General features: G+C 71.1%; 20 protein-coding genes. 10 read left to right on the plus strand and 10 right to left on the minus strand.

What is annotated here, in order from left to right; genetic code table 11:
• Position 1: 1 nt before the first annotated feature.
• Together ACN263_RS26905 and ACN263_RS26910 are read right to left on the minus strand one after the other, a co-directional pair.
• A complete protein-coding gene (locus ACN263_RS26905; protein ID WP_422737046.1) occupies positions 2-943 on the minus strand; it encodes a threonine/serine dehydratase in 942 nt (313 codons plus the stop codon).
• Between the two features lie 16 nt (positions 944-959).
• Entirely contained in the window at positions 960-1,760 is an 801-nt protein-coding gene (locus tag ACN263_RS26910) for a hypothetical protein (protein ID WP_422737047.1), read from the minus strand.
• A gap of 295 nt (positions 1,761-2,055) precedes the next feature.
• Between ACN263_RS26910 and ACN263_RS26915 the strand changes: the two genes are divergently transcribed.
• Both ACN263_RS26915 and ACN263_RS26920 read left to right on the plus strand, forming a co-directional pair.
• The gene (locus tag ACN263_RS26915; protein ID WP_422737048.1) at positions 2,056-2,232 is read left to right on the plus strand and encodes a hypothetical protein; all 177 of its coding nucleotides are present in this window, start codon (positions 2,056-2,058) and stop codon (positions 2,230-2,232) included.
• Between the two features lie 177 nt (positions 2,233-2,409).
• Positions 2,410-3,225 carry a hypothetical protein gene (locus tag ACN263_RS26920; protein WP_422737049.1) on the plus strand — a complete coding sequence of 272 codons (816 nt, stop codon included), beginning with the start codon at positions 2,410-2,412 and terminating at the stop codon, positions 3,223-3,225.
• 159 nt (positions 3,226-3,384) lie between these two features.
• Here ACN263_RS26920 and ACN263_RS26925 read toward each other — a convergent pair whose 3' ends face one another.
• Entirely contained in the window at positions 3,385-3,612 is a 228-nt protein-coding gene (locus ACN263_RS26925; RefSeq protein ID WP_422737050.1) for a hypothetical protein, read from the minus strand.
• A gap of 373 nt (positions 3,613-3,985) precedes the next feature.
• Here ACN263_RS26925 and ACN263_RS26930 point away from each other — a divergent pair, with 373 nt between their 5' ends.
• The 3 genes from ACN263_RS26930 (at position 3,986) to ACN263_RS26940 (ending at position 6,334) form a co-directional block, all read left to right on the plus strand.
• Positions 3,986-5,134, plus strand: coding sequence for a helix-turn-helix domain-containing protein (locus ACN263_RS26930; RefSeq protein ID WP_422737051.1), 1,149 nt, complete (start codon positions 3,986-3,988; stop codon positions 5,132-5,134).
• Positions 5,135-5,720: 586 nt separating this feature from the next.
• Positions 5,721-5,915, plus strand: a complete 195-nt coding sequence (locus ACN263_RS26935; protein WP_422737052.1) for a hypothetical protein — start codon at positions 5,721-5,723, stop codon at positions 5,913-5,915.
• Positions 5,915-6,334 carry a DUF6941 family protein gene (locus ACN263_RS26940; protein ID WP_422737053.1) on the plus strand — a complete coding sequence of 140 codons (420 nt, stop codon included), beginning with the start codon at positions 5,915-5,917 and terminating at the stop codon, positions 6,332-6,334. The genes ACN263_RS26935 and ACN263_RS26940 overlap by 1 nt, the downstream gene beginning before the upstream one ends.
• Before the next feature lie 348 nt (positions 6,335-6,682).
• Here ACN263_RS26940 and ACN263_RS26945 read toward each other — a convergent pair whose 3' ends face one another.
• From ACN263_RS26945 to ACN263_RS26955, 3 genes are all read right to left on the minus strand, one after another.
• The gene (locus tag ACN263_RS26945) at positions 6,683-6,937 is read right to left on the minus strand and encodes a Smr/MutS family protein (protein ID WP_088987488.1); all 255 of its coding nucleotides are present in this window, start codon (positions 6,935-6,937) and stop codon (positions 6,683-6,685) included.
• A gap of 154 nt (positions 6,938-7,091) precedes the next feature.
• Positions 7,092-7,460, minus strand: a complete 369-nt coding sequence (locus ACN263_RS26950) for a tetratricopeptide repeat protein (RefSeq protein ID WP_422737054.1) — start codon at positions 7,458-7,460, stop codon at positions 7,092-7,094.
• An 89-nt stretch (positions 7,461-7,549) separates the two neighbouring features.
• Positions 7,550-8,320: an ROK family protein gene (locus ACN263_RS26955; RefSeq protein ID WP_422737055.1), complete on the minus strand. Its 771-nt coding sequence runs from the start codon at positions 8,318-8,320 to the stop codon at positions 7,550-7,552.
• 62 nt (positions 8,321-8,382) lie between these two features.
• Between ACN263_RS26955 and ACN263_RS26960 the strand changes: the two genes are divergently transcribed.
• From ACN263_RS26960 to ACN263_RS26970, 3 genes are all read left to right on the plus strand, one after another.
• Positions 8,383-10,020 (plus strand): ABC-F family ATP-binding cassette domain-containing protein, encoded by a 1,638-nt coding sequence (locus ACN263_RS26960; protein WP_422737056.1) that lies wholly within the window; start codon positions 8,383-8,385, stop codon positions 10,018-10,020.
• 38 nt (positions 10,021-10,058) lie between these two features.
• On the plus strand, positions 10,059-10,367 hold the full coding sequence (locus ACN263_RS26965) for a hypothetical protein (RefSeq protein WP_422737057.1): 309 nt from the start codon (positions 10,059-10,061) through the stop codon (positions 10,365-10,367).
• Between the two features lie 218 nt (positions 10,368-10,585).
• Positions 10,586-11,311, plus strand: a complete 726-nt coding sequence (locus ACN263_RS26970) for a methyltransferase domain-containing protein (protein ID WP_422737058.1) — start codon at positions 10,586-10,588, stop codon at positions 11,309-11,311.
• On the opposite strand, the gene ACN263_RS26975 is transcribed toward ACN263_RS26970, so the two are convergent.
• On the minus strand, positions 11,308-12,312 hold the full coding sequence (locus ACN263_RS26975; RefSeq protein WP_422737059.1) for a LacI family DNA-binding transcriptional regulator: 1,005 nt from the start codon (positions 12,310-12,312) through the stop codon (positions 11,308-11,310). The genes ACN263_RS26970 and ACN263_RS26975 overlap by 4 nt on opposite strands.
• Positions 12,313-12,428: 116 nt before the next feature.
• Positions 12,429-13,925 carry an amino acid permease gene (locus ACN263_RS26980; protein ID WP_422737060.1) on the minus strand — a complete coding sequence of 499 codons (1,497 nt, stop codon included), beginning with the start codon at positions 13,923-13,925 and terminating at the stop codon, positions 12,429-12,431.
• Between the two features lie 198 nt (positions 13,926-14,123).
• Here ACN263_RS26980 and ACN263_RS26985 point away from each other — a divergent pair, with 198 nt between their 5' ends.
• Together ACN263_RS26985 and ACN263_RS26990 are read left to right on the plus strand one after the other, a co-directional pair.
• Positions 14,124-15,773, plus strand: a complete 1,650-nt coding sequence (locus tag ACN263_RS26985; RefSeq protein WP_422737061.1) for a glycoside hydrolase family 10 protein — start codon at positions 14,124-14,126, stop codon at positions 15,771-15,773.
• A 177-nt stretch (positions 15,774-15,950) separates the two neighbouring features.
• Positions 15,951-16,490: a phospholipase gene (locus ACN263_RS26990; protein WP_422737062.1), complete on the plus strand. Its 540-nt coding sequence runs from the start codon at positions 15,951-15,953 to the stop codon at positions 16,488-16,490.
• 93 nt (positions 16,491-16,583) lie between these two features.
• Here ACN263_RS26990 and ACN263_RS26995 read toward each other — a convergent pair whose 3' ends face one another.
• Both ACN263_RS26995 and ACN263_RS27000 read right to left on the minus strand, forming a co-directional pair.
• Entirely contained in the window at positions 16,584-19,406 is a 2,823-nt protein-coding gene (locus tag ACN263_RS26995) for an ATP-binding protein (protein WP_422737063.1), read from the minus strand.
• A gap of 153 nt (positions 19,407-19,559) precedes the next feature.
• Positions 19,560-19,769 carry an FmdB family zinc ribbon protein gene (locus ACN263_RS27000; RefSeq protein ID WP_422737064.1) on the minus strand — a complete coding sequence of 70 codons (210 nt, stop codon included), beginning with the start codon at positions 19,767-19,769 and terminating at the stop codon, positions 19,560-19,562.
• Positions 19,770-19,790: the final 21 nt, after the last annotated feature.

A 19,790-nucleotide genomic window follows, 5' to 3' on the forward strand; every position in this document is an offset into this window, starting at 1 on the left:
GTCAGTGCGGTGCGGCGGGCCCCAGGTCGCTCGGGTCGGTGTTGCCACCGCAGACGATCACCGCGACCTGCTCCCCCGCCCGGGGCACGTACGCCCCGCCGACCAGCGCGGCCAACGCGGCGGCGCCACCCAACTCGGCGGCGACCCGCAGCTCCGACCAGAGCAGGCGACGCGCGCGCACCAGGTCGTCGTCGCGTACCAGCACCGAGACCACGCCGGTACGACGGGCGGTGTCGAAGGCGATGTCGCCGATCCGGCGGGCGCCCAGCGAGTCCGTGGCGATACCGCCCACCTCGATGTCGACCGGCCGGCCCGCCTTCAGGGCGGCGTTCAGGGTGGGGATCTGCTCCGGCTCGACGGCGACGACCCGCACCGACCCGTCGAACCAGGTGGCGATGCCGGACACCAACCCGCCGCCACCGACCGCGACCAGCACGGTGTCGACCCCGCCGAGCTGACGCTCCAGCTCCCGGCCCACGGTGCCCTGCCCGGCCACCACCTCCGGCTGGTCGTACGCGTGCACCACGAGCGCTCCGGTCTCGGCGGCCCGCTGGGTGCTGGCCGCCAACGCCTCGGCGTAGTGCTGGCCCACCTGCCGCACCTGCGCGCCCAGGCCGGCCAGCCGCTGCACCTTGACCGGCGAGGCGGTGACCGGCACGAAGACCTCTGCCGGCACGCCCAGCGAGCGGGCCGCGTACGCGACGGCGAGGCCGTGGTTGCCCCCCGAGGCGGCGATCACCCCGGACGACGGCAGCGGCCCCTGGAGCATTCGGTTGAACGCGCCGCGCGGCTTGAACGAGCCGGTGTGCTGGTGCAACTCCAGCTTGAGGCTGACCAGCCCGGGAACGCCCAGGTCGGCACCGTCGACGGCGATGACCGGCGTCTCGCGGACCCGCCCCTCGATGCGCGCCGCAGCCGACTCGACGTCGCTTCTGTCCACCATGGGGAAACGCCCTTCACTACGACCAGAGAGCCAGTCGACCCTCGTCGGTGAGTCCGACGAAACATCCTATGGAGATGCGCCGGCCATCCGTCGCCGGACGCACCGTGTGGAAGTGGCGCGGGTCGAAGAGGAATCCCTCTCCCAACGTCGGGCGCAACGTCAACGACTGCGCGCCGTCGGCCACCGACTCCCGATAGCCGTACCCGCCGGGAATGCGCAGGTCCTCGTCACTCGGCTGCCACCGGCGACGCCACAGCACCGTCTCCCCGCCGCCGGGCGGCACCTGGACGTAGATGTTGAACGCCAACTGGGCCACCACCTCGGCGTCGAGCAGCCGACCGGCGTACTCCCGGACCGCGTCGTCGAAGTGCACCTGAAGGCCGGCGTTGATCTCCCGGACGATGCCGACGTGCATCTGCCGTCCCTGCCGCGTGCCGGGCGTCACGTCCGGCCAGGCAGCCCGGAACGCGGCGAGGCACAGCTCGCGGGGCGCATCCGGCAGGCCCAGCGTGGACCAGCCCTTCTCCGCGGCGTCAGCCGCCTCCCAGTAGTCCTCGCGCAGGTCACCACCATCGCGGTGGTCGTTGATGGCCGGGCCGAACTTGGCGACGACGGGAAAGACGCGACTCTCGTCGTAGCGGTCCATCTCCGCGTCGGCGAGCGCGGCGGTGATGGCGTGGCAGCGGGCGGCGGACAGCAGCCCCGGCACCCGGACGGCGGCGATCCGCCCGGCGGCCAGACCGGCGACGTCCGCGCGGGTGATCTTTTCCGACTCGACGGCCACGAACAACGGATCTGTTCTGCTCGGTTGTCGCACGGCGGTCCTTCCGTTTCGAAGATCCCTGACCGGACCGGTCGCGCCTTCCGATCCGCGCACCGTGCAATGTAGCGAGCGCCGGCAAACCCGAACGCCACCATTGACCGTGGCGTATCTGGCGCACACTTTTGGCAGTTCCCGGGCGAGGTGGTGGACGCGCCGTTACCATCGGCCCATCCAGGGGTACGACACACCGGGCCGTACGGCGGATCGATTCCACCGATCGGAGAATGGTGGCGACTCCCCCGCACGGTGGATGATGCGACTAGTTCGAATGCGGACGAGGAGTTCGATTATGGCTGGCGCCGGCCCGACCGATCTTGACGCGTACGTCGACCGCCTAGAGATGGCGCGTCGAATAGCCCGGGAAATGATCGAGTCCGACCACCTCGCGCTGGAGTTGGCCGTCCGGCAGCGCCCGCAGTGCTGGTCCCGACGCCCGGTCGTGCACGCCTCCCGCACCGACGCCTGACTCACGCGCTAACCCGCACCTCGGCCGCCGGCCGTGCCCGCCCTCCGCGCCGGATGATCGACTCCAGTTCGGCGAACTGGGGCCATCTTGCTGCGGGGATACCCCCAGTTCGTCGAACTGGAGTGGATCACGTGGCCGGGACCGCGAAACGTGGCACGGTCGGGCAGGATGCCACCCATGCGCCGGCTCGCAACCGTTCTCTGCCTGCTGACTGCCGTTGCGCCGGGAGTGGCTGCCTGCGCGGCGCCGCAGACACGGCCCGAAGACGCCGTACCGAGCGCGTCCGCCACGTGGGGCAGCTACCAGGCCGAGGTGAGCGGCGTGACGCCCGGTCCGGGTGTCCGGGCGGTGACCGTGCAGGTCAAGGCGCTAGCTGGTGGCGATGGTTGCTCCCGCAACGTGCGGGTTGACAACCAGACCGAGGAGAACGGCGTCATCTTTGCCGACATCGTGCAGGAATCGGCCGGGTCCGCCATCGTTGGCGCCTGTCCGACCTTCGAGGCCGCCGAGGTGACCCTCACGTCGGAGGAGCCGATCGGCGACCGCCCGCTGTCGCTCAACCAGAAGACGTGGGCGCTGAAGAATGGCGCGTACACCCGGTGTGACGAGACCCTGGGCTGCAATCCACCGAACGACCGCTGCGACCCGACCTGGACGCGTGCGGCCGTACGGGGGATGGACGTCTCCCGCCACTCTCAGGGCCACGTGGAAGCCTGCGACGGCAACTGGCTGGTCATGACGGTGCCCGACGACCCGACCGCGTGCGGTGTTGAGCCCCGGCCGGGGTGCGAGGTGAACACCGCCGTGCGGCGCTACTTCCTCCGAAATGAGCCGGCCGGATGGTCGACCGTCGCCCGCACCACATCGGGTGGATGCGACGTCGCCCTCAAGGCCGCGCCCGCCTTCCCGCGGAGTCTCTGCGCCAACCTGGAACCGACCGCACGGCTCGTCACCGCAGGCCCACCGCTGCCCTCCGATCGGCCCGGCGGCTGATCGGCGTAGTTCCAATGGGGACGAGGAGTTCGATTAGGGCTGGCCCCGGCCTGAGCGCGGTGCTACCGCTGGCCGGGTGCGGCCTCCTCACCGCCAGCCTGCGACCGTGCGCCCAGTCGGAGTAGGACATGCCTCTGTCGTCTGGGTGGACGCTGCCCATCAGCGCGTCCATGCCACGAACCGCTCGTACAACTCGGCCGGCGCAACGTCGGGCAGCTCCACGACGACGACGAAGAGCAGCCCAGCGACGTACATGGAAAGGCCGATGCGGTCCCGCCCGTACGCCTCGGCCAGGCGCACCCGCGCGGGATGGCACGGCCAGGGCGTGTCCGCCGAACACGTCTGACAGTGCCACTGCGGCCGGCGCGGCAGGTGCTCCCCGTCCATCCGGCGATTGAGCGCTGACACCGACCGTTCAGCCCGATTGGCCCGTGCCGTCTCCCACCCTCCGGCCTTCACAGGGCCGCCCGCCCACCGTCGCGGGTGCCGTCCCGCGCCGTGATCCCGTACGCGCCAAACCGCTGTGGGTAGCAGGTTGCTGCGCCGGTTGGGTCCAACTGGACCTGATGCCGTCTCCTCCACCAGCGCTTGAACCGCTCCCGAACTGCCACCACGCCTCCCACCGTCACTGCGCGTACTCGTCCGATACACCGTGCGGCGGTACGCTCACTTGGGTCGACGGGTTGCGCGTTGCCAATGCGCACCGGCAACCTGGCAACTCCGGCGGGAGGCGCGAGACATGCCAACATTCGGTGCCCGAATGCGGACAGCGCGGGAAGCGCGTGGGCTCAGCCTGGCCGCTCTCGCCGAGCTGCTGCCCGCCGACAAGGGCCACCTCTCACGGCTTGAGAACGGCCGTCGTCGACCGGGTGAGGATCTGGCCCGCAGGATCGACGACGTCCTGGCCGCTCGTGGGGAGCTGATCGCCTGCGCCGCCCTGGATATCGCCGCCGCCTCCGACACGCGGCCGTCAGAGACCGTCGAGCTGTTACATCGAATGCACGCCAGGGACACCGCCCCCGCCACCATCGAGACGTTGCAAGCGACCGTGACCGAGCTGTGCTGCCAGTACGGGTGGCGCGACGCCGGGGAACTCCGCACCGAAGGTCAGGGTTGGCTGCGCGAGGTCGCCCGACTGCTACAGCGACCGACCGGGCTGCGGCAGCACCGCGAACTGCTGGTGTGCGCAGGCTGGCTGGCGCTGCTGATCGGCTGCGTCGAATACGACCTCGGCAAACGCGCCAGCGCCGAGGCCACCCGCACTGCTGCCCGGCAGCTCGGCGAGGAAGCCGGTCACCCCGGCATCACCGGCTGGGCGTGGGAGATGACGGCGTGGTTCGCACTCACCCAGTCTCGGCACCAGGCAGTGTTGGCTGCCGCCCGAGCTGGGCAGGAAGCCGCCGGCCGGCAGCGGGTGGGGGTGCAACTGATCGCACAGGAGGCCAAAGCGCTGGCACGGCTCGGCGACCTCGATGGCGCGCGGACGACGCTCGATCGAGGTCGGCGGCTGCTCGACCACCTCGGTGCGCCCGACCGGCCCGACAACCACTTCGAGGTCGATCCTGGCAAATGGCTGTTCTACGCGATGGACGCCTACCGCCTCGCCGAACACGACGCTCTTGCCGAGCACTACGCCAACGAGGTTCTACGTCTCGGCACCGGATCGGACGGCATCGAGCGGTCACCCATGCGGATGGCCGAAGCCAGACTTACTCTCGCCGCCACAGCCCTGCGAGCTGGCGAGCTGGATCGAGCCGTCGAGGAGGGGGTGGCGGCGTTCGCCGCAACTCGCCGGTCCCTGCCCTCGCTGCTGCTCGTCGCCGGCGAAGTTGACGTCGAACTGCACCGTCGCTACCCCCGCGAGCAGGCCACCGCCGAGTTCCGCGACGCGCTGAACGCCGTTCGATAGCCACACCCGCAAGCGCTGACGTCATCTCCGCCATATCCCGGACCGGGCTCTTCATCCGTGCAGGTACTCGTCCACGTCCAGTTCCGCCCGCGTGAGCCGGAGGAATTCCAGCACCCGGGCATCCAGGTGCCAGCCCATCAACTGAATGAAGAGGCGGGCCAAGGAGTCGGCCTAACGGATGAGCACGCCGCCGCCCCCGCGCTCAGGAAAACGGACGGTAGCGGAAGCCTGACAGTGCGCCTTAGCCTGGGGAAGCTCGGAGCGAAGGCGGGAGGATGGCACGACGTAGTGTCTGGGTGGCTGTCTTGAACATCAGCTCGCGTACCGCCGCAAAGATCTCCGCGAAGCATCAACTCACAGCCGACGAGGTCCGTGACGCGGTCGTCTGTGTTACAGGGCTGACCTACGTATGGGATGTCGATGAGGTTCGTGGCGAGCGGGCGGTCGTTCAGGTGTGGCTGCGCGGCAGACCAGCGCTAATAGTCTTGTACCCGGCAGACGATCCGATGGGCGATGCTTGGAACTTGGGTAGTGCTTACTTCACTGACATCTAGCGAAGAGCCGAGACAGGGGAGATGATGGCACCATGGCGACCAGCGACGAGTTCTACGAATCCGATGAGCCGCTAGACAAGATCAAGAACGCCTTCGATCGTGGCGAGAAGGGCCACACTGGCCGCGCCACTTGGTCTGTGACCTCGTACCTGAAGCTTCCCGCCTCTGTGGGGCTCGTTGTCGACCACCTGTCGAACAAGACGACGCGAGAACTACCTGCCCACTGATGGCGTCCCCGGTAGAGGCGCAGCTCATCCTTTGCGATGCCGCGCAAGCTGAGTCCGGCAAGGTTCACATGCTTGGTGCTGGTTGGTCGATGACCTCATCCCCGACCGCACCTCACGCCGTAGCCGTGTTGATCAAAGTTCCTTGGGACCGCGCGAACCAGCAACTGCCGCTGAAGTTGCAGCTACTCGAACAAGACGGCAAAGCCGTTAAGGTCAACATAGGGGTGTCTGAGGTTCCAATCGGCACAGAAGCCAACATCGAGGTAGGTAGGCCGGCTGGCTTGGCTCCTGGGACCATGCTCGACGCGTCGTTCGCGCTGAACGTCCCCTCTCTTCCCCTCCCCCCAGGGCGTTATGAGTGGCGCATGAGCTTTGCGGGGAAAGATTTCGTAGCTTCCTTCACAGTCCGTAGTACCTGATCGAACGTTTGCAAACGTCACGGCCCTGCTGGCCCTGTTGAACGAGCCATCCCGGAGTGCCCAAGGGTTCCGCTGGAGGCACTGCACTGCCCATGTCCCGATCAACTTGAAGCCCGGAACCGCCATAGATCATGGTGGCCCGGGGCCTCTTCCAATGTCGCGCCCGGCGGGCTGTCACCGTCGCGCTAGGGAAGGCCAGAGGCACGGCGGCGGGTCATCGGCCCGGCTCAGGTTCGGCGGCGCGAGCGGCCGGCGAAGCCAGCGACCTTGACGACCTGAACACGGCATGACCATGGTCCGGCGGCCCTTGGCAGAGCTGTGGAACGCAGGTCGGAGGCCATGCAGCTGCTACTTCCAGCGGAAGTGGACGAAGAGGCGGCCGAAGTTCTTCGAGTCCTTCTCGACCCGGTGGTAGAGCTGCTTGACGTCCTTCTGGTCGAGGAACCGCAGCACCCGCTTCTTGAGCTGCCCCGAGCCCTTGCCCGGGATGATCTCGACGAGGGTGGCCTTCTTCGCGACCGCCTCGTCCATGATCCCGCGCAGCGCGCGGTCGATGTCCTGGCCCTTGTTGAAGATGTCGTGCAGGTCCAGCTTGAGCTTCATGCCGCAGCCCCCGGCCGGTCAGGTCCCATGTCCGCCATCCTAGGCACGCCCCTGCGCCGGCCCGACCGCCAAGTGACGGCCCGATCACCAGGGCAGGCCCGACGACGAAGGGGCGGCCCCCAGGACCGCCCCTTGTTCGTCACCGGTTTTGCGTTCAGCGGGTGCTGCCCACGCGGGCCGAAACCCGCTCCAGCGCCACCCGGTAGTCGTCGTTGGCCGCGTACATCGCCGCGGCGATCCGCAGGTGCCGCAGCGCGTCGGTGTGCCGGTTCAGCCGCTCCAGCGTCCGGCCCAGGACGTGGTGCGCGTAGTGGTCGCTCGGGTCCCGGTCGATCAGCTCCCGCAACTGCTCCTCGGCCCGGTTGAGCTGGGCCGACTGGAAGTACGCCCGGGCCAGCAACTGCCGGACGGCCGCGTTGCCGGGCTCGACGTCCACGATCGGCTCCAGCAGTCGGGCCGCGCCGCTCGGGTCACCGGTCTCGAAGAACATGGTCGCCCGCCGGTAGTCCGCCAGAAGATCCATCTGCCCACCTCCTCGGGTCGCGCCGTCACCTGTTCCGACGCTGGCACAACGCCGGCCGTTTGGCGACTGTTCCCCGAGTCGAAATGAGGTCACGTACGGGCGTCGCGACGTCCGGCGGACAGCTCCCAGGCCCGGACGCCGCCGACGATCCCGGCCGTGTTCGGCACCACCACCACGTCGTCGCCCATCCGGGCGAGCTGCTCCGGCCGGATCAGCCGGGAGTTGCCCCCACCCAGGTAGAGCCGGTCCCACCGGAACACCGGGCGCAGCCCGTCCACCACCTGCCGGATGCGGCGGGACCAGAAGGCGTCGCCGAGCCGCCGCCGCTCCGGCTCACCCACGTACGTGTCGTAGGTGGTCCCCCAGCGGACCGGCGCGTGCGACAGCTCCAGGTGCGGCGCGAGGACGCCCCCGTCGAAGAGGGCGCTGCCCAACCCCGTCCCCAACGTCAACACCAGTTCACAGCCGGTGCCGGCCACCACACCCGCCCCGTGCACCTCGGCGTCGTTGAGCACCAGCGCCGGCACCCCGAACGCGTCGGCCAACGCGCCCCGCGCGTCCCAGCCGGACCACTCGGCCAGCAGGTCCGGGTCGACCCGGGACCGGGGTCCGCTGCGGGTGACGTAGTGCGGGGTGGCCACCACGACCCCGTGCCGGATCATCCCGGGCACGCCGACGGTCAGCCGGTCGGCCGTGGGCAGTCGCCCACCGAGCTCCAGCAGGGTCCGCACGAACAGGGCGGGCGGCAACGGGTACGGGGTCGGCACCCGCAGCGGTCGGGCGCGCATCGTGCCGGCCTCGTCGAGCACCGACGCCTTGATGCCGCCGCCACCGCAGTCGATCGCCAGTGTGGTCACCACGTCATGGAGTCTGCCCGCTGGCGGCCGGTCTCATGCGGGCGGCCCGATAGGCTGCCGTCCTGATGAGCGCCACGATGATCGTCAAGGACCTGGCCGCCGGGCACGGCGACCGCCCCCTCTTCGCCGGGCTGGACCTGGTGGTCGCCCCGGGCGACGTGGTCGGCCTGGTCGGGCCGAACGGGGCCGGCAAGTCGACGCTGCTGCGTACCCTCGCGGGGTTGTTGCCGGTCGAGGCCGGCAGCGTCCGACTCAGCCCACCCACCGCGACCGTCGGACACCTGCCGCAGGAGCCGGAGCGGCGGCCGGGCGAGACGGTACGGGAGTTCCTGGCCCGCCGGACCGGGGTGACCGCCGCGCAGGCGGCGTTGGACGCGGCCACCGAGGCGCTGACCGCCGGGACGGCGGGCGCCGACGACGCGTACGGGGACGCGTTGGAGCGCTGGCTCGCCCTGGGCGGCGCGGACCTCGACGAACGCGCCGACCAGGTGAGTGCCGATCTGGGGCTCACGGTCGACCTGGACCACCCGATGACCGGGCTCTCCGGCGGCCAGGCGGCCCGGGCGGGGTTGGCGTCGCTGCTGCTCAGCCGGTACGACGTCTTCCTGCTCGACGAGCCGACGAACGACCTGGACCTGGCCGGGCTGGAGCGGCTGGAGGAGTTCGTCACCGGGCTGCGGGCCGGCACGGTGCTGGTCAGCCACGACCGGGAGTTCCTGACCCGCACGGTGACCCGCGTGCTGGAGCTGGACCTGCCGCAGCAGCAGGTCAACCACTACGGCGGCGGCTACGCGGCCTACCTCGAGGAGCGCGAGGTGGCGCGGCGGCACGCCCGCGCCGACTTCGAGGAGTACGCCGAGACGAAGGCCGGCCTGGAGGCGCGGGCGCGTACCCAGCGCTCCTGGATGGAGAAGGGCGTGAAGAACGCCCGCCGCAAGGCCACCGACAACGACAAGATCGGCCGTAAGTTCCGCAGCGAGGCCACCGAGAAGCAGGCCGCCAAGGCGAAGCAGACCGAGCGCCTGATCGAACGCCTCGAGGTGGTCGAGGAGCCCCGCAAGGAGTGGGAGCTGCGGATGGAGATCGCCGCCGCGCCCCGCGCCGGCGCGGTCGTGGCCACCCTGCGCAACGCGGTGGTACGCCGGGGCGGCTTCACGCTCGGGCCGGTCGACCTCCAGATCGACTGGGCGGACCGGGTGGCGGTGACCGGGGCGAACGGCTCGGGCAAGTCCACCCTGCTGGCCGCGCTGCTGGGGCGGCTGCCGCTGGACGAGGGGACCGCCTCGCTCGGGCCGGGCGTGGTGGTCGGCGAGGTGGACCAGGCGCGCGGGTTGTTCCTCGGCGACGCGCCGCTGATCGACGCGTTCCAGGCGGCCGTACCGCAGATGTCGCCGGCGGACGCGCGGACCCTGCTGGCCAAGTTCGGCCTGCGCGCGGCGCACGTCCCCCGGCCGGCGGCGACCCTCTCGCCCGGCGAGCGCACCCGCGCGGCGCTGGCTCTGCTCCAGGGGCGCGGGGTCAACCTGCTGGTGCTGGACGAGCCCACCAACCACCTGGACCTGCCCGCCATCGAACAGCTCGAATCGGCGCTGGCCAGCTACCCCGGAACGCTGCTGCTGGTCACCCACGACCGGCGGATGCTGGCCGCCGTCGAGACCAACCGGCGGCTGCGGGTCGACGCCGGGCGGATCGCCGAGGATTGATCCCGGCGCGCGGCCGGGCGCGGGGTGAGAATGACGCCATGCTCAAGTGGGAGTACGCCCTGCTGGTCCGCCGCCGCCAGGCGGCGACCAACGACCTCGGCTGGGAGGTCGTCTTCGTCTGGTACGGCCCGGACGGCTCGATGGTCGACGTGACGCCGTACGGCGACACGGCGCTGGCCCACCTCAACCGGGCCGGCGACCAGGGCTGGGAACTGGTCGCGATGAGCGAGGACCCGTCGCTGCCCGGCAACCACGAACTGCACCGGTACCACCTCAAGCGGCCGAAGCCCGCCGCTCCCCCGCCCCGCCAGCGGATCCGGGGAGGTCGCCGGACGCTGTCGGGCTGACCTTCGACGTCACTGGACCGGAGCGCGGGTCTTGGACCCGGGCGGCGGCACTCCGATGAGCGTGATGACTGTGCGGCATCTTGATGCCCCACAGTCATCACGCTCGACAGGGGTACGTGCCTCCGGACGCCCCGGCACGCCCGCCGTCGGGCGCGCGACCGCGAAACGGGGGAATACCGGGCGCGTAGCCGGGTAACGCGCGGCGGGAGGTGGCCCGAATGGTCGCTTTGGCACAGACTCCGCCCTCGGCCGACCGGCTGCGGTTGATCGACGAATCCCTCGCCCAGGCGTGGGCGGACCAGGTCCGGCACGACGACCGGCTACGGAGCCTGGCCGTCGAGGTGCGGTTCGACCGGGGGGTCGCCCACCTCACCGGCGAGGTGGCCGAGCCGGCCGACCTCCGGCTGGTACGGGACCTGGTGGGACGGCTGGCCGGCGTCTACGGCGTCTGGTGCCGGGTCGGCGTCGGCGGACGGGCCCCGGTGGTGGTGGACCTGGGCTGCGGCCCGACCAAGCAGTGGTCGGGCAACCTCGGGCTGGACATCTATCCCGCGCCGGGCGTGGACGCGGTGGCGGATCTCTCCGGCTCGCTGCCGCTGGCCGACGACTCGGTGGACGTGCTGTTCGCGGTACACATCCTGGAGCACCTGATCGACTTCCTGCCGCTGGTGGACGAGTGTCACCGGGTGCTCCGGCCCGGGGGCGTCCTGCACGTCATGAGCCCGTGGTGGGGGCACGTCAACGCGGTGGCCGACCCGACCCACGTACGGCTGATGGACGTGCAGACCTTCAAGGGGATCTGCCAGCTCCGGCCGCCGGGCACCCCGCGCTGGTACCCGCTGCACGCCGGGTGCGACGGCGCGTCGATCTTCGCCGACCTGACGCCGCTCCCGGCCGACGCCGAGCCCGCGCCGAACTTCCACCTGGCCCGCTTCTTCGACTAGGGCTTGGTGGATTCGCGTAGTTCCAGGCGGTACGCGGCCTTGACCGCGCGGGCGGGGGCAGCGCGGTCACCGTCGAGGCGATCGGCGAGGAGTTCGACGGCCAGCCGGGCGATCTGCTCCTTGTCGGGGGCGACGGTGCTCAGCGTGGGGACCGAGAACCGGCCGTCCTCGATGTCGTCGAAGCCGACCACCGCCACGTCCTCGGGAACCCGCAGACCCGCCTCGTGCAGGGCCCGCAGCGCGCCCAGGGCGAGCGTGTCGTTGAAGCAGAAGACGGCGTCGGGGCGTACCCCGGCGGTGAGCAGGCCGCGCATCGCGGCCGCGCCATCGGCGCGGTGCCAGGCCGTCGCGGACGCCACGAGGGCTTCGTCGTAGGCCAGGCCGGCAGCCCGCAGCGCCTCGGCGTAGCCGGCCAGGCGGAGGCGCGCGCTGGCGCCCTCGTCGGTGCGCTGCGCGCCGATCGCCGCGATCCGGCGGCGGCCGAGCCGGATCAGGTGGTCGGTGATCTCCCGGGCGGCGGTGACGTTGTCGATCACCACGCGATCGGCGGGGCCGTGGTCGACGCGCTCGCCGAGCAGCACCATCGGGGTGCCGTCGAGGCTGGCCAGATCCTCCGCCGTGAGCGCCAGCGGGCTGAAGATGAGCCCGTCGATCAGGTGGTCGGTGATGCCGGAGGCGACGACACGCTCCTGCTCGCGCCGGCCGCCGGTCTGGTCGATGAGCACGGTCCAGCCGTACGCGGCGGCGGCGGTGACGACGTGCCGGGCGAGTTCGGCGAAGTACGGGATGTCGAGTTCCGGCACCGCCAGGGCGATCACCCCGGTACGCCCCTTGCGCAGGTGACGGGCGGAGAGGTTGGGCCGGTAGTTCAGCTCGGCGATGGCCTCCTCGACCCGGGCCCGGGTGTCCGGACGGACGTGCACGTACCCGTTCACCACGTTGGAGACGGTCTTCACCGAGACGCCGGCCCGCTCGGCCACGTCCTTGAGCCTGTGTCGCACCCCGCAACCTCCCCGATGTGACCCAGCGCACCATACCCGCTCTACAACGTTGCAAAAAGGGGCCGGCACGCGCCAAGGGCTCCCGCCATGGCGGGAGCCCCTCGGCTGTCGTGCGGTCAGGCGCTCGGCTGGCGCTGCTCCGGCGCGACGGCCGGTTCGTGGCGGGCGAGCCGGTTACGGCGGTAGCCGTAGCCGAAGTAGATGATCGCGCCGAGCAGCATCCAGGCCAGGAACCGCAGCCAGGTCTCCACGGACAGGTTGAGCATCAGGTAGAGGCAGGCGACCGCCGAGACGATCGGCAGCACCGGCGAGAACGGCACCCGGAACGGCCGGTCCAGGTCCGGACGCTTGCGGCGCAGGATCGGCACGGCGATCGAGACCAGCACGAACGCGCAGAGCGCGCCGATGCTGACCAGGTCGGCCAGGGCGGACAGCGGCAGGAAGCCGGCCAGCAGCGCGACCGCCACCGTCATGATCGCCGAGATCCGGTACGGGGTGCCCCAGCGCGGGTGCACCTTCGCGATCGCGGGCGGGATCAGCCCGTCCCGGGCGATGGCGAAGCCGATCCGGCCCATCGCCACCAGGTCGACCAGGATGACGCTGGTCAGGCCGGCGACCGCCGCGATGGAGACCAGTACCGCGGCCCAACCGGCGCCGACCGACTCGAAGGCCGAGGCGATCGGGGCGCCCCGGTCGATCTCGGTGTACGGCACCATGCCGACGACCACCAGCGAGACGCCGATGTAGAGCACGGTGGAGATCAGCAGCGTACCGAGCAGGCCCAGGGTGAGGTCCCGCTTGGGCTTGCGGGTCTCCTCGCCCAGGTTGGCGACGGCCTCGAAGCCGGTGTACGCGAAGAAGACCACCGCCGCGGCGCTGAGCACCCCGACGAAGCCGAAGACCGACGGCTCCAACCCGAACAGCGCCTGGGTGACCGGCTGCTTGATGCCGTCGTCGCCGCTGCCGGCGGGCTCGGCCGGCGGGATGAACGGGGTGAGGTTGGCGGCCTTGACGAAGAACAGGCCGGCGACCACCACGAAGACGCAGATCGCGACCTTGACCAGCACCAGCAGGTTGGTGATCCGGGCCGACTCCCGGATGCCGACGATGGCGACGACGCCGAGGATCAGCACGATGGCGATGGCGCCGACGTTGACCACGCTGCCCTCCTCGCCGAACCACCGGGTCGGCAGGTCGAGCAGTTCGGCCAGGTAACCGGACCAGCCGCGGGCCACCACCGCCGCGCCGAGCGCGAACTCCAGCAGCAGATCCCAGCCGATGATCCAGGCGACGATCTCGCCCATCGTGGCGTACGCGTAGGTGTAGGCGCTGCCGGCGGTCGGCACGCTGGACGCCAGCTCGGCGTAGCAGAGGGCGGCGAGCAGGGCCACCACGCCGGCGATGGCGAAGGAGATCACCACGCCCGGTCCGGCGCTGTCGCGCGCCTCGATTCCGGTGAGTGTGAAGATGCCGGTGCCGATCACGATGCCGATGCCGAAGCCGGCGAGGTCGAGAGCGCCGAGTCGCCGCTTGAGTCCGACCCCGCCGTCACTGCCGTCCGCCTCGCCCTGGGCTATCACGTCCTTGATCGGTTTGGTTCGCAGCACGGACATGCGCTCACCCCTTCACACCGTGCGACCACCACCGTGGCGGCCGGTGACCGGCGTTGCTACCCAGCGGAACGAATGGTCAACCACGAACACTTGCGGCGACGACGCGATTGTGAAAATTTCCTTCTGTACGCAGATAGGCAGCGGCGAATCTTGCCGCATGCAGATCGCATCGGGAGCCCCAACGAAGGGACATACCGCATGAAAGCACTCCGTCTCACCGCCGCCGGCCTGGCCGCGGTCCTGCTCGGCTCACTCGCACCCGTCGCCCCCGCGAACGCCTCCGCCTCCTCCTCGACCGCCGCCTGCGTCACCAACCCGGCCACCCCCAAGCGACAGTTCCGGGCCATGTGGATCTCGTCGGTGGTCAACATCGACTGGCCCAGCAAGGCCTCCCAGACCAGCCCGGACCGGATCGCCGCCCAACAGGCCGAGTACCGCGACCTGCTCGACCTCGCCGAGCGACTGCACCACAACGCGGTCGTCGTGCAGGTCCGGCCCACCGCGGACGCGCTCTGGCCCTCTACGTACGAGCCGTGGTCGGAGTACCTGACCGGGGTGCGCGGCCAGGACCCCGGGTGGGACCCGCTGGCCTTCCTCGTCGCGGAGTCGCACCGGCGCAACCTCGAATTCCACGCCTGGTTCAACCCGTACCGGGTCTCCATGCCGGCGCCCGGCGGCGCCGGCGCCGACCTCGACCAGCTCGCGCCCGGGCATCCGGCCCGGCAGCACCCGGACTGGACCTTCGCCTATCCGCCGGCCGGCGTCGCCGGCAGCCGGCTCTACTACAACCCCGGAATTCCCGAGGTACGCGAGTTCGTCCAGACCGCGATGATGGACGCGGTCAAGCGGTACGACATCGACGGCGTCCACTTCGACGACTACTTCTACCCGTACCCCAGCGGCAGCTACCAGGTGCCCGACGACGCCACCTTCGCGGCGTACAACCGGGGCTTCACTGACCGGGCCGACTGGCGGCGGGACAACATCAACCTGCTGATCCAGGAGATGAACGGCAAGATCAAGGCGGCGAAGCCGTGGGTGAAGTTCGGGGTCAGCCCGTTCGGCATCTGGCGCAACGCCAGCGCCGACCCGCTCGGCTCGGACACCACCGGCAGCCAGTCGTACGACATCATCTCCGCCGACACCCGCAAATGGATCAAGCAGGAGTGGATCGACTACGTCGTGCCGCAGCTCTACTGGTACATCGGCCAGTACCCGGCGGCCGACTACGCGCGACTCGTGCCGTGGTGGGCCGAGACGGTGCGCGGCACCCGGGTGCAGCTCTACATCGGCCAGGCCGACTACAAGAGCGGCGACCCCGCGTACGGGCCCTACTGGCAGAACCCGCGTGAGCTGTCCGACCACCTGACGCTCAACCGGGCGTACCCGGAGGTGCAGGGCAACGTGCACTTCTCCGCCGTCCAGGTACGGGCCAACCGGCTCGGCGCGACCGACACCTACGCGGCCGAGCACTACTCGCGCCCGGCCCTCGTACCGGCCATGCCGCACCTGCCGGCGAAGCCGCTGCTCCCGCCGGTCGTCACCGGGGTCACCCGGCAGGCCGACGGGGTACGGCTGACCTGGCGTCAGCCCGCCGACGGCAAGGGTCCTCTGGGCACCGCCACGTCGTACGCGATCTACCGGTTCGACGGGACCACCCTGCCCGGCCGGTGCGCCACCGCGGACGCCACCGCACTTGTCGACACCGTCCGGGCCACCCCCGGCGGCGCGCAGTCCTGGGTGGACACGTCGGCCGAGCCCGGCCGGCGCTACACGTACCGGCTGACCGCGCTGGACCGGACGGCGAACGAGAGCCCGGCCGGGCCTCCGGCGTTCCTGCTGCGCTGACCAGGTCCGTTGAATGCCCCGGGCGCACCCACGCCCGGGGCATTCGTCTGTTTCGACGCATGTCACCGATAGTTGGCGCGGCGCATACCGGGACGCTGATCAATTGATCGACACTTGTCGACATCCGGTGACCAGCCGGTAACTTCCGTCCCACCGCACACCCCGCGGAGGTAAACCGTGCCCCGACGTCTCGCCACCCTGTTCGCCTCGGGCGCGCTCGCGCTGCTCGCCACCCTCGCCCTCGCCTCCCCCGCCGCCGCCGTCACCCCCGCAGAGAAGCTGTCCGTGCTGTCGAGCTGGACCCAGACCAGCGCGTCCAGCTACAACGCCTGGAACAGCGCCCGCCTCAACCGGGCACCCTGGGCCGAGTACAACTTCGTCTGGTCCACCGACTACTGCTCGTCCAGCCCGGACAATCCGCTCGGCTTCACCTTCAACCTGGGCTGCTACCGGCACGACTTCGGCTACCGCAACTACAAGGCGGTCGGCCAGTTCTCCGCCAACAAGGCCCGCCTCGACAACGCCTTCTACGCGGATCTGAAGCGGGTCTGCGCCACGTACAACGCGGTCGTCCGCCCCGCCTGCTACAGCCTGGCTTGGACCTACTACCAGGCCGTCCACGTCTTCGGCTCGGTAGCCGCCGTCCAACAGTCCGACATCGACCGAGCCGCCCGAATGAAGGCGAAAGCCGAATCCCAAGCCCGCGCCCGCGCCTGACCCCCTTTTTCACCGGTGATCAAGAGGTTGGCGTCAGCTGAGGCGCGACTTCTGACGCTAACCTCTTGATCGACAAGGCCCAGCGGGTGGGGGTTAGGCGTGTTCGGTTTTGGTGGCGGGGTGTTGGGGTGGGGTGGGGTGGGACAGGTCGGTGCTGAAGCGGGTCGAGTCCGCGGCCAGGTCCGGGTGTTCCACGTCGAGCGCGAGCGCGACGGCCTCGTCCAGGCTCAACTCGCCGCCCTCCCCGTACGCGTCGTCGAACGCCACGTCACCTATCATCATCCGCAGCTCCGCCTGCTGGTCGGCCCAGTAGCCGCCGTAGATGCCCGGCGTCGCCCGCATGCTCGCCCGGGTGACCTGCGCCGCCCCGAACAGCCGCGCGGCGGTCGACCGGTCCCCACCGAGCGCGCACCGCACCGCGATCGCGTTCAGGGTGTCGCAGGCCCCGCCGTGGTAGCCGTGCCCCATCCGTGAGCGCAACGCCGCGAGTAGGTGCTCGTGCGCGGCGATCACGTCACCCCGGGCCAACGCGACCATCCCGAGCAGCATGTCCACCGAACGCCGGCCCCGCTCGACCGGACGGGCGGCCTCCACCGGCCGCGCCGCGCCCAGCAGATCCGCCGCCTCCTCCAGCGCGCCCCGCCGCCAGAGCAGCTCGGCCAGGCTGAACACCGCGAACAGCGCCTCGCCCACCACGTCCTGCCCGTGCGCCCAGTCGATGACCTCCCGACAGACCCGCTCGGCCTCGAAGAACTGGCCCATGTCCACGAGTGGCGCGGCCCGGCCGGCGAGCACCCGGGCCAGCAGACCGGCGTCACCGGCCTGCCGGGCGGCGGCCTCCGCCCGCTGCGAGTACCGCAACTCCTCGGCGAACTCGCCGTCGGCGCCGGCGTGCATCGAGTGCATGTGGTACGCCGCCGCCAGCTCCGCGTCCGGGATGCGCTCGCCCGTCTCGGCGATCCGTCCGTACAGCCGGAACAGCCAGAGCCGACCCTCGCGCGCCAGTCCACGCTCGCGCCACCACTGGTCCAGCCCGTTCGTGAGACGCAGACCGGCGCGGGCGCTGCCTCCGGTGGCACACCACCGCAGCGCGGCCCGCAGCTCGTCGGCCAGCGGATCGAGGGTGTAGAGCGACAGCGTCACCGGTCGTCCGTCCGGGCCGAGGTGCGCCCGTTCCAGGGCGTGTGCCGACCAGGCCACGTGCCGGTCCCTGGCGGCCTGCTCCTCACCCGCCTCGGCCAGCCGCCGGGCCGCGTACGCCCGGATCGGGTCGAGCATCCGGTACGAGCTGCCGGCGGCCCGCGGCTCGGCCAACACCATCGACTTGTCCACCAGCACCGACAGCGGATCCAGCGGGTCGTCGCCGAGCAGCCACTCCACCGTCGGCAGGTCCACCGGCCCGGCGAAGACCGCCATCCAGCGCAACAGCCGCGCCGCCCGGGGCCCCAACGTCCGGTACGACCAGGTGACGGTGGCCTGCATGGTCAGGTGCCGTTCGGTGGCCGACCGCTGCACGGCTCTGCTCGCCGGGGTCGGCGGCGGCGTGCCGATCGCCGCGGCCACCAGGTCCACGGTGTCCTGCTGGTTGCCGGACCAGCCGCGCTCCACCGGCGGTGGCTCCGGGTCCTCCCGGCCGGCGTCCAGCGTGCCGAGGACGTCGTCCAGCCGTTCGGCGAGCTGACCCACGGAGAGCACCCGCAGCCGGGCGGCCGCCAACTCGATGGCGAGCGGCAGCCCGTCCAACCGTTGCACCACCCGGCGCAGGTCGGCCGACTCGGCCGGGTCCGGCTGCCGGCCGCCACGGGCCGCCGCCGTCCGGTCCAGCAGCAGCGCGACCGCATCGCTCTCCGCGCCGTCGGCGCGCGGATCGACCGAGAGCGGCGGGATCCGCCACACCACCTCGCCGGGCAGGCTGAACGACTCGCGGCTGGTCGCCAGCACCCGTACGCCGCCCCCGCCGGAGAGCAGCCGCGAGATGACCTCGCCGCAGGCGGCCGGTTGCGAGTCGCAGGTGTCCAGCACGACAAGCATCCGGCGAGCCGCCGCGTACTCGACGAGCGTGTCCAGCATCGGGCGGCCCGGCTCGGGCCGCAGCCCGAGCACCGCGGCGATCGCGAACGCCACCAACCCCGGGTCGGTCACCGAGGCGATGTCGACGAACCACACCCCATCGGGGTACGCCTCGACGACCCCGGCGGCCAACTCCACGGCGAGTCGGGTCTTCCCCGCGCCGCCCGCACCCAGCACCGTGACCAACCGGTGCCGCTCCACCAGCCGCCCCAGCTCGGCGCGCTCGACCTGCCGCCCGACGAACGAGGTCACCTGGGTCGGCAGGTTGTGCGCCACCGCCTCGGCGGTACGCGGGCGGGGGAACTGCCGTTCCAGCCCAGGAGCGACCAGTTGGAACAGCCGCTCCCGGTCGTCGAAGCCCCGCAGCCGGTGCAGGCCCAGGTCCAGCAGGGTGGCACCGGGCGGCAGCGGGTCGGCCCGACGGGCCGTGGACGCCGAACACAGCACCTGCCCGCCGTGCGCCGCCGCGGCCACCCGGGCGGCCCGGTGCACCTCGGGACTGGCGTACTCCCCGTCGCGGGGCTCGGCGTAGCCGGTGTGCAGGCCCATCCGTACCCGGGGCGCGGCCTCGGTGGTCGGCCAGTCGTGGTTGGCCAGGGCCCGCTGGGCGGTCAGGCAGGCCGTCAGTGCCGCCGCCGCGTCGTCGAAGGCCAGGAAGAACGAGTCGCCCTCGGTCAACAGTTCGGCACCACCGGTGGCGGCCAGGGTACGACGCAGCAACCGCCGATGCTCGGCGAGCACCGGGCGGTAGTCCGCGCCGAGCAACTGGGCCAGCCGGGTCGAGCCCTCGATGTCGGTGAACACGAAGGTCACCCAACCGCTCGGGAGCTGGATCCGTGGCGACATGCGTGGAACCTCCGCCCGTGACGTCGGGTTCATGCTGCCTGAGTCCGAGCGGTCACGCATCGTGAGAACGGCCGGGCACGTGCCGCCTCAAGGTGCCACTCCAACCCGGTCCCGGCAAGGCCGGTTCACGAGTCTGCCGCCGAAACCGCCGGATCAGCAGCCGCAGGCGCCACCGCAGCAGCCGCCACCGCCGGATGCCGGCGCGGCACCGGCGCCGCGACCGGTGACCGACACCGCCGAGAGCAACTTGACCGTGTCGGCGTGGCCCTGCGGGCAGGTGGCCGGCGCTCCGGCCTCCGCCATCGGACGGTTGACCTCGAAAGTGTCGCCGCAGGCGCGGCATCGGAATTCGTACCGGGGCATGCAACCAGGGTACGTGGACCT

Source organism: Micromonospora sp. WMMD729, from assembly GCF_049315225.1.
Lineage (GTDB): Bacteria > Actinomycetota > Actinomycetes > Mycobacteriales > Micromonosporaceae > Micromonospora.

Excerpts from the sequence above, each read along its gene's own strand:
- ACN263_RS26905 (WP_422737046.1), bottom strand. The coding sequence starts at position 943 with ATGGTGGACAGAAGCGACGTCGAGTCGGCTGCGGCGCGCATCGAGGGG.
- ACN263_RS26915 (WP_422737048.1), top strand. The coding sequence starts at position 2,056 with ATGGCTGGCGCCGGCCCGACCGATCTTGACGCGTACGTCGACCGCCTA.
- ACN263_RS26920 (WP_422737049.1), top strand. The coding sequence starts at position 2,410 with ATGCGCCGGCTCGCAACCGTTCTCTGCCTGCTGACTGCCGTTGCGCCG.
- ACN263_RS26925 (WP_422737050.1), bottom strand. The coding sequence starts at position 3,612 with ATGGACGGGGAGCACCTGCCGCGCCGGCCGCAGTGGCACTGTCAGACG.
- ACN263_RS26930 (WP_422737051.1), top strand. The coding sequence starts at position 3,986 with ATGCGGACAGCGCGGGAAGCGCGTGGGCTCAGCCTGGCCGCTCTCGCC.
- ACN263_RS26935 (WP_422737052.1), top strand. The coding sequence starts at position 5,721 with ATGGCGACCAGCGACGAGTTCTACGAATCCGATGAGCCGCTAGACAAG.
- ACN263_RS26940 (WP_422737053.1), top strand. The coding sequence starts at position 5,915 with ATGGCGTCCCCGGTAGAGGCGCAGCTCATCCTTTGCGATGCCGCGCAA.
- ACN263_RS26945 (WP_088987488.1), bottom strand. The coding sequence starts at position 6,937 with ATGAAGCTCAAGCTGGACCTGCACGACATCTTCAACAAGGGCCAGGAC.
- ACN263_RS26950 (WP_422737054.1), bottom strand. The coding sequence starts at position 7,460 with ATGGATCTTCTGGCGGACTACCGGCGGGCGACCATGTTCTTCGAGACC.
- ACN263_RS26960 (WP_422737056.1), top strand. The coding sequence starts at position 8,383 with ATGAGCGCCACGATGATCGTCAAGGACCTGGCCGCCGGGCACGGCGAC.
- ACN263_RS26965 (WP_422737057.1), top strand. The coding sequence starts at position 10,059 with ATGCTCAAGTGGGAGTACGCCCTGCTGGTCCGCCGCCGCCAGGCGGCG.
- ACN263_RS26970 (WP_422737058.1), top strand. The coding sequence starts at position 10,586 with ATGGTCGCTTTGGCACAGACTCCGCCCTCGGCCGACCGGCTGCGGTTG.
- ACN263_RS26980 (WP_422737060.1), bottom strand. The coding sequence starts at position 13,925 with ATGTCCGTGCTGCGAACCAAACCGATCAAGGACGTGATAGCCCAGGGC.
- ACN263_RS26985 (WP_422737061.1), top strand. The coding sequence starts at position 14,124 with ATGAAAGCACTCCGTCTCACCGCCGCCGGCCTGGCCGCGGTCCTGCTC.
- ACN263_RS26995 (WP_422737063.1), bottom strand. The coding sequence starts at position 19,406 with ATGTCGCCACGGATCCAGCTCCCGAGCGGTTGGGTGACCTTCGTGTTC.
- ACN263_RS27000 (WP_422737064.1), bottom strand. The coding sequence starts at position 19,769 with ATGCCCCGGTACGAATTCCGATGCCGCGCCTGCGGCGACACTTTCGAG.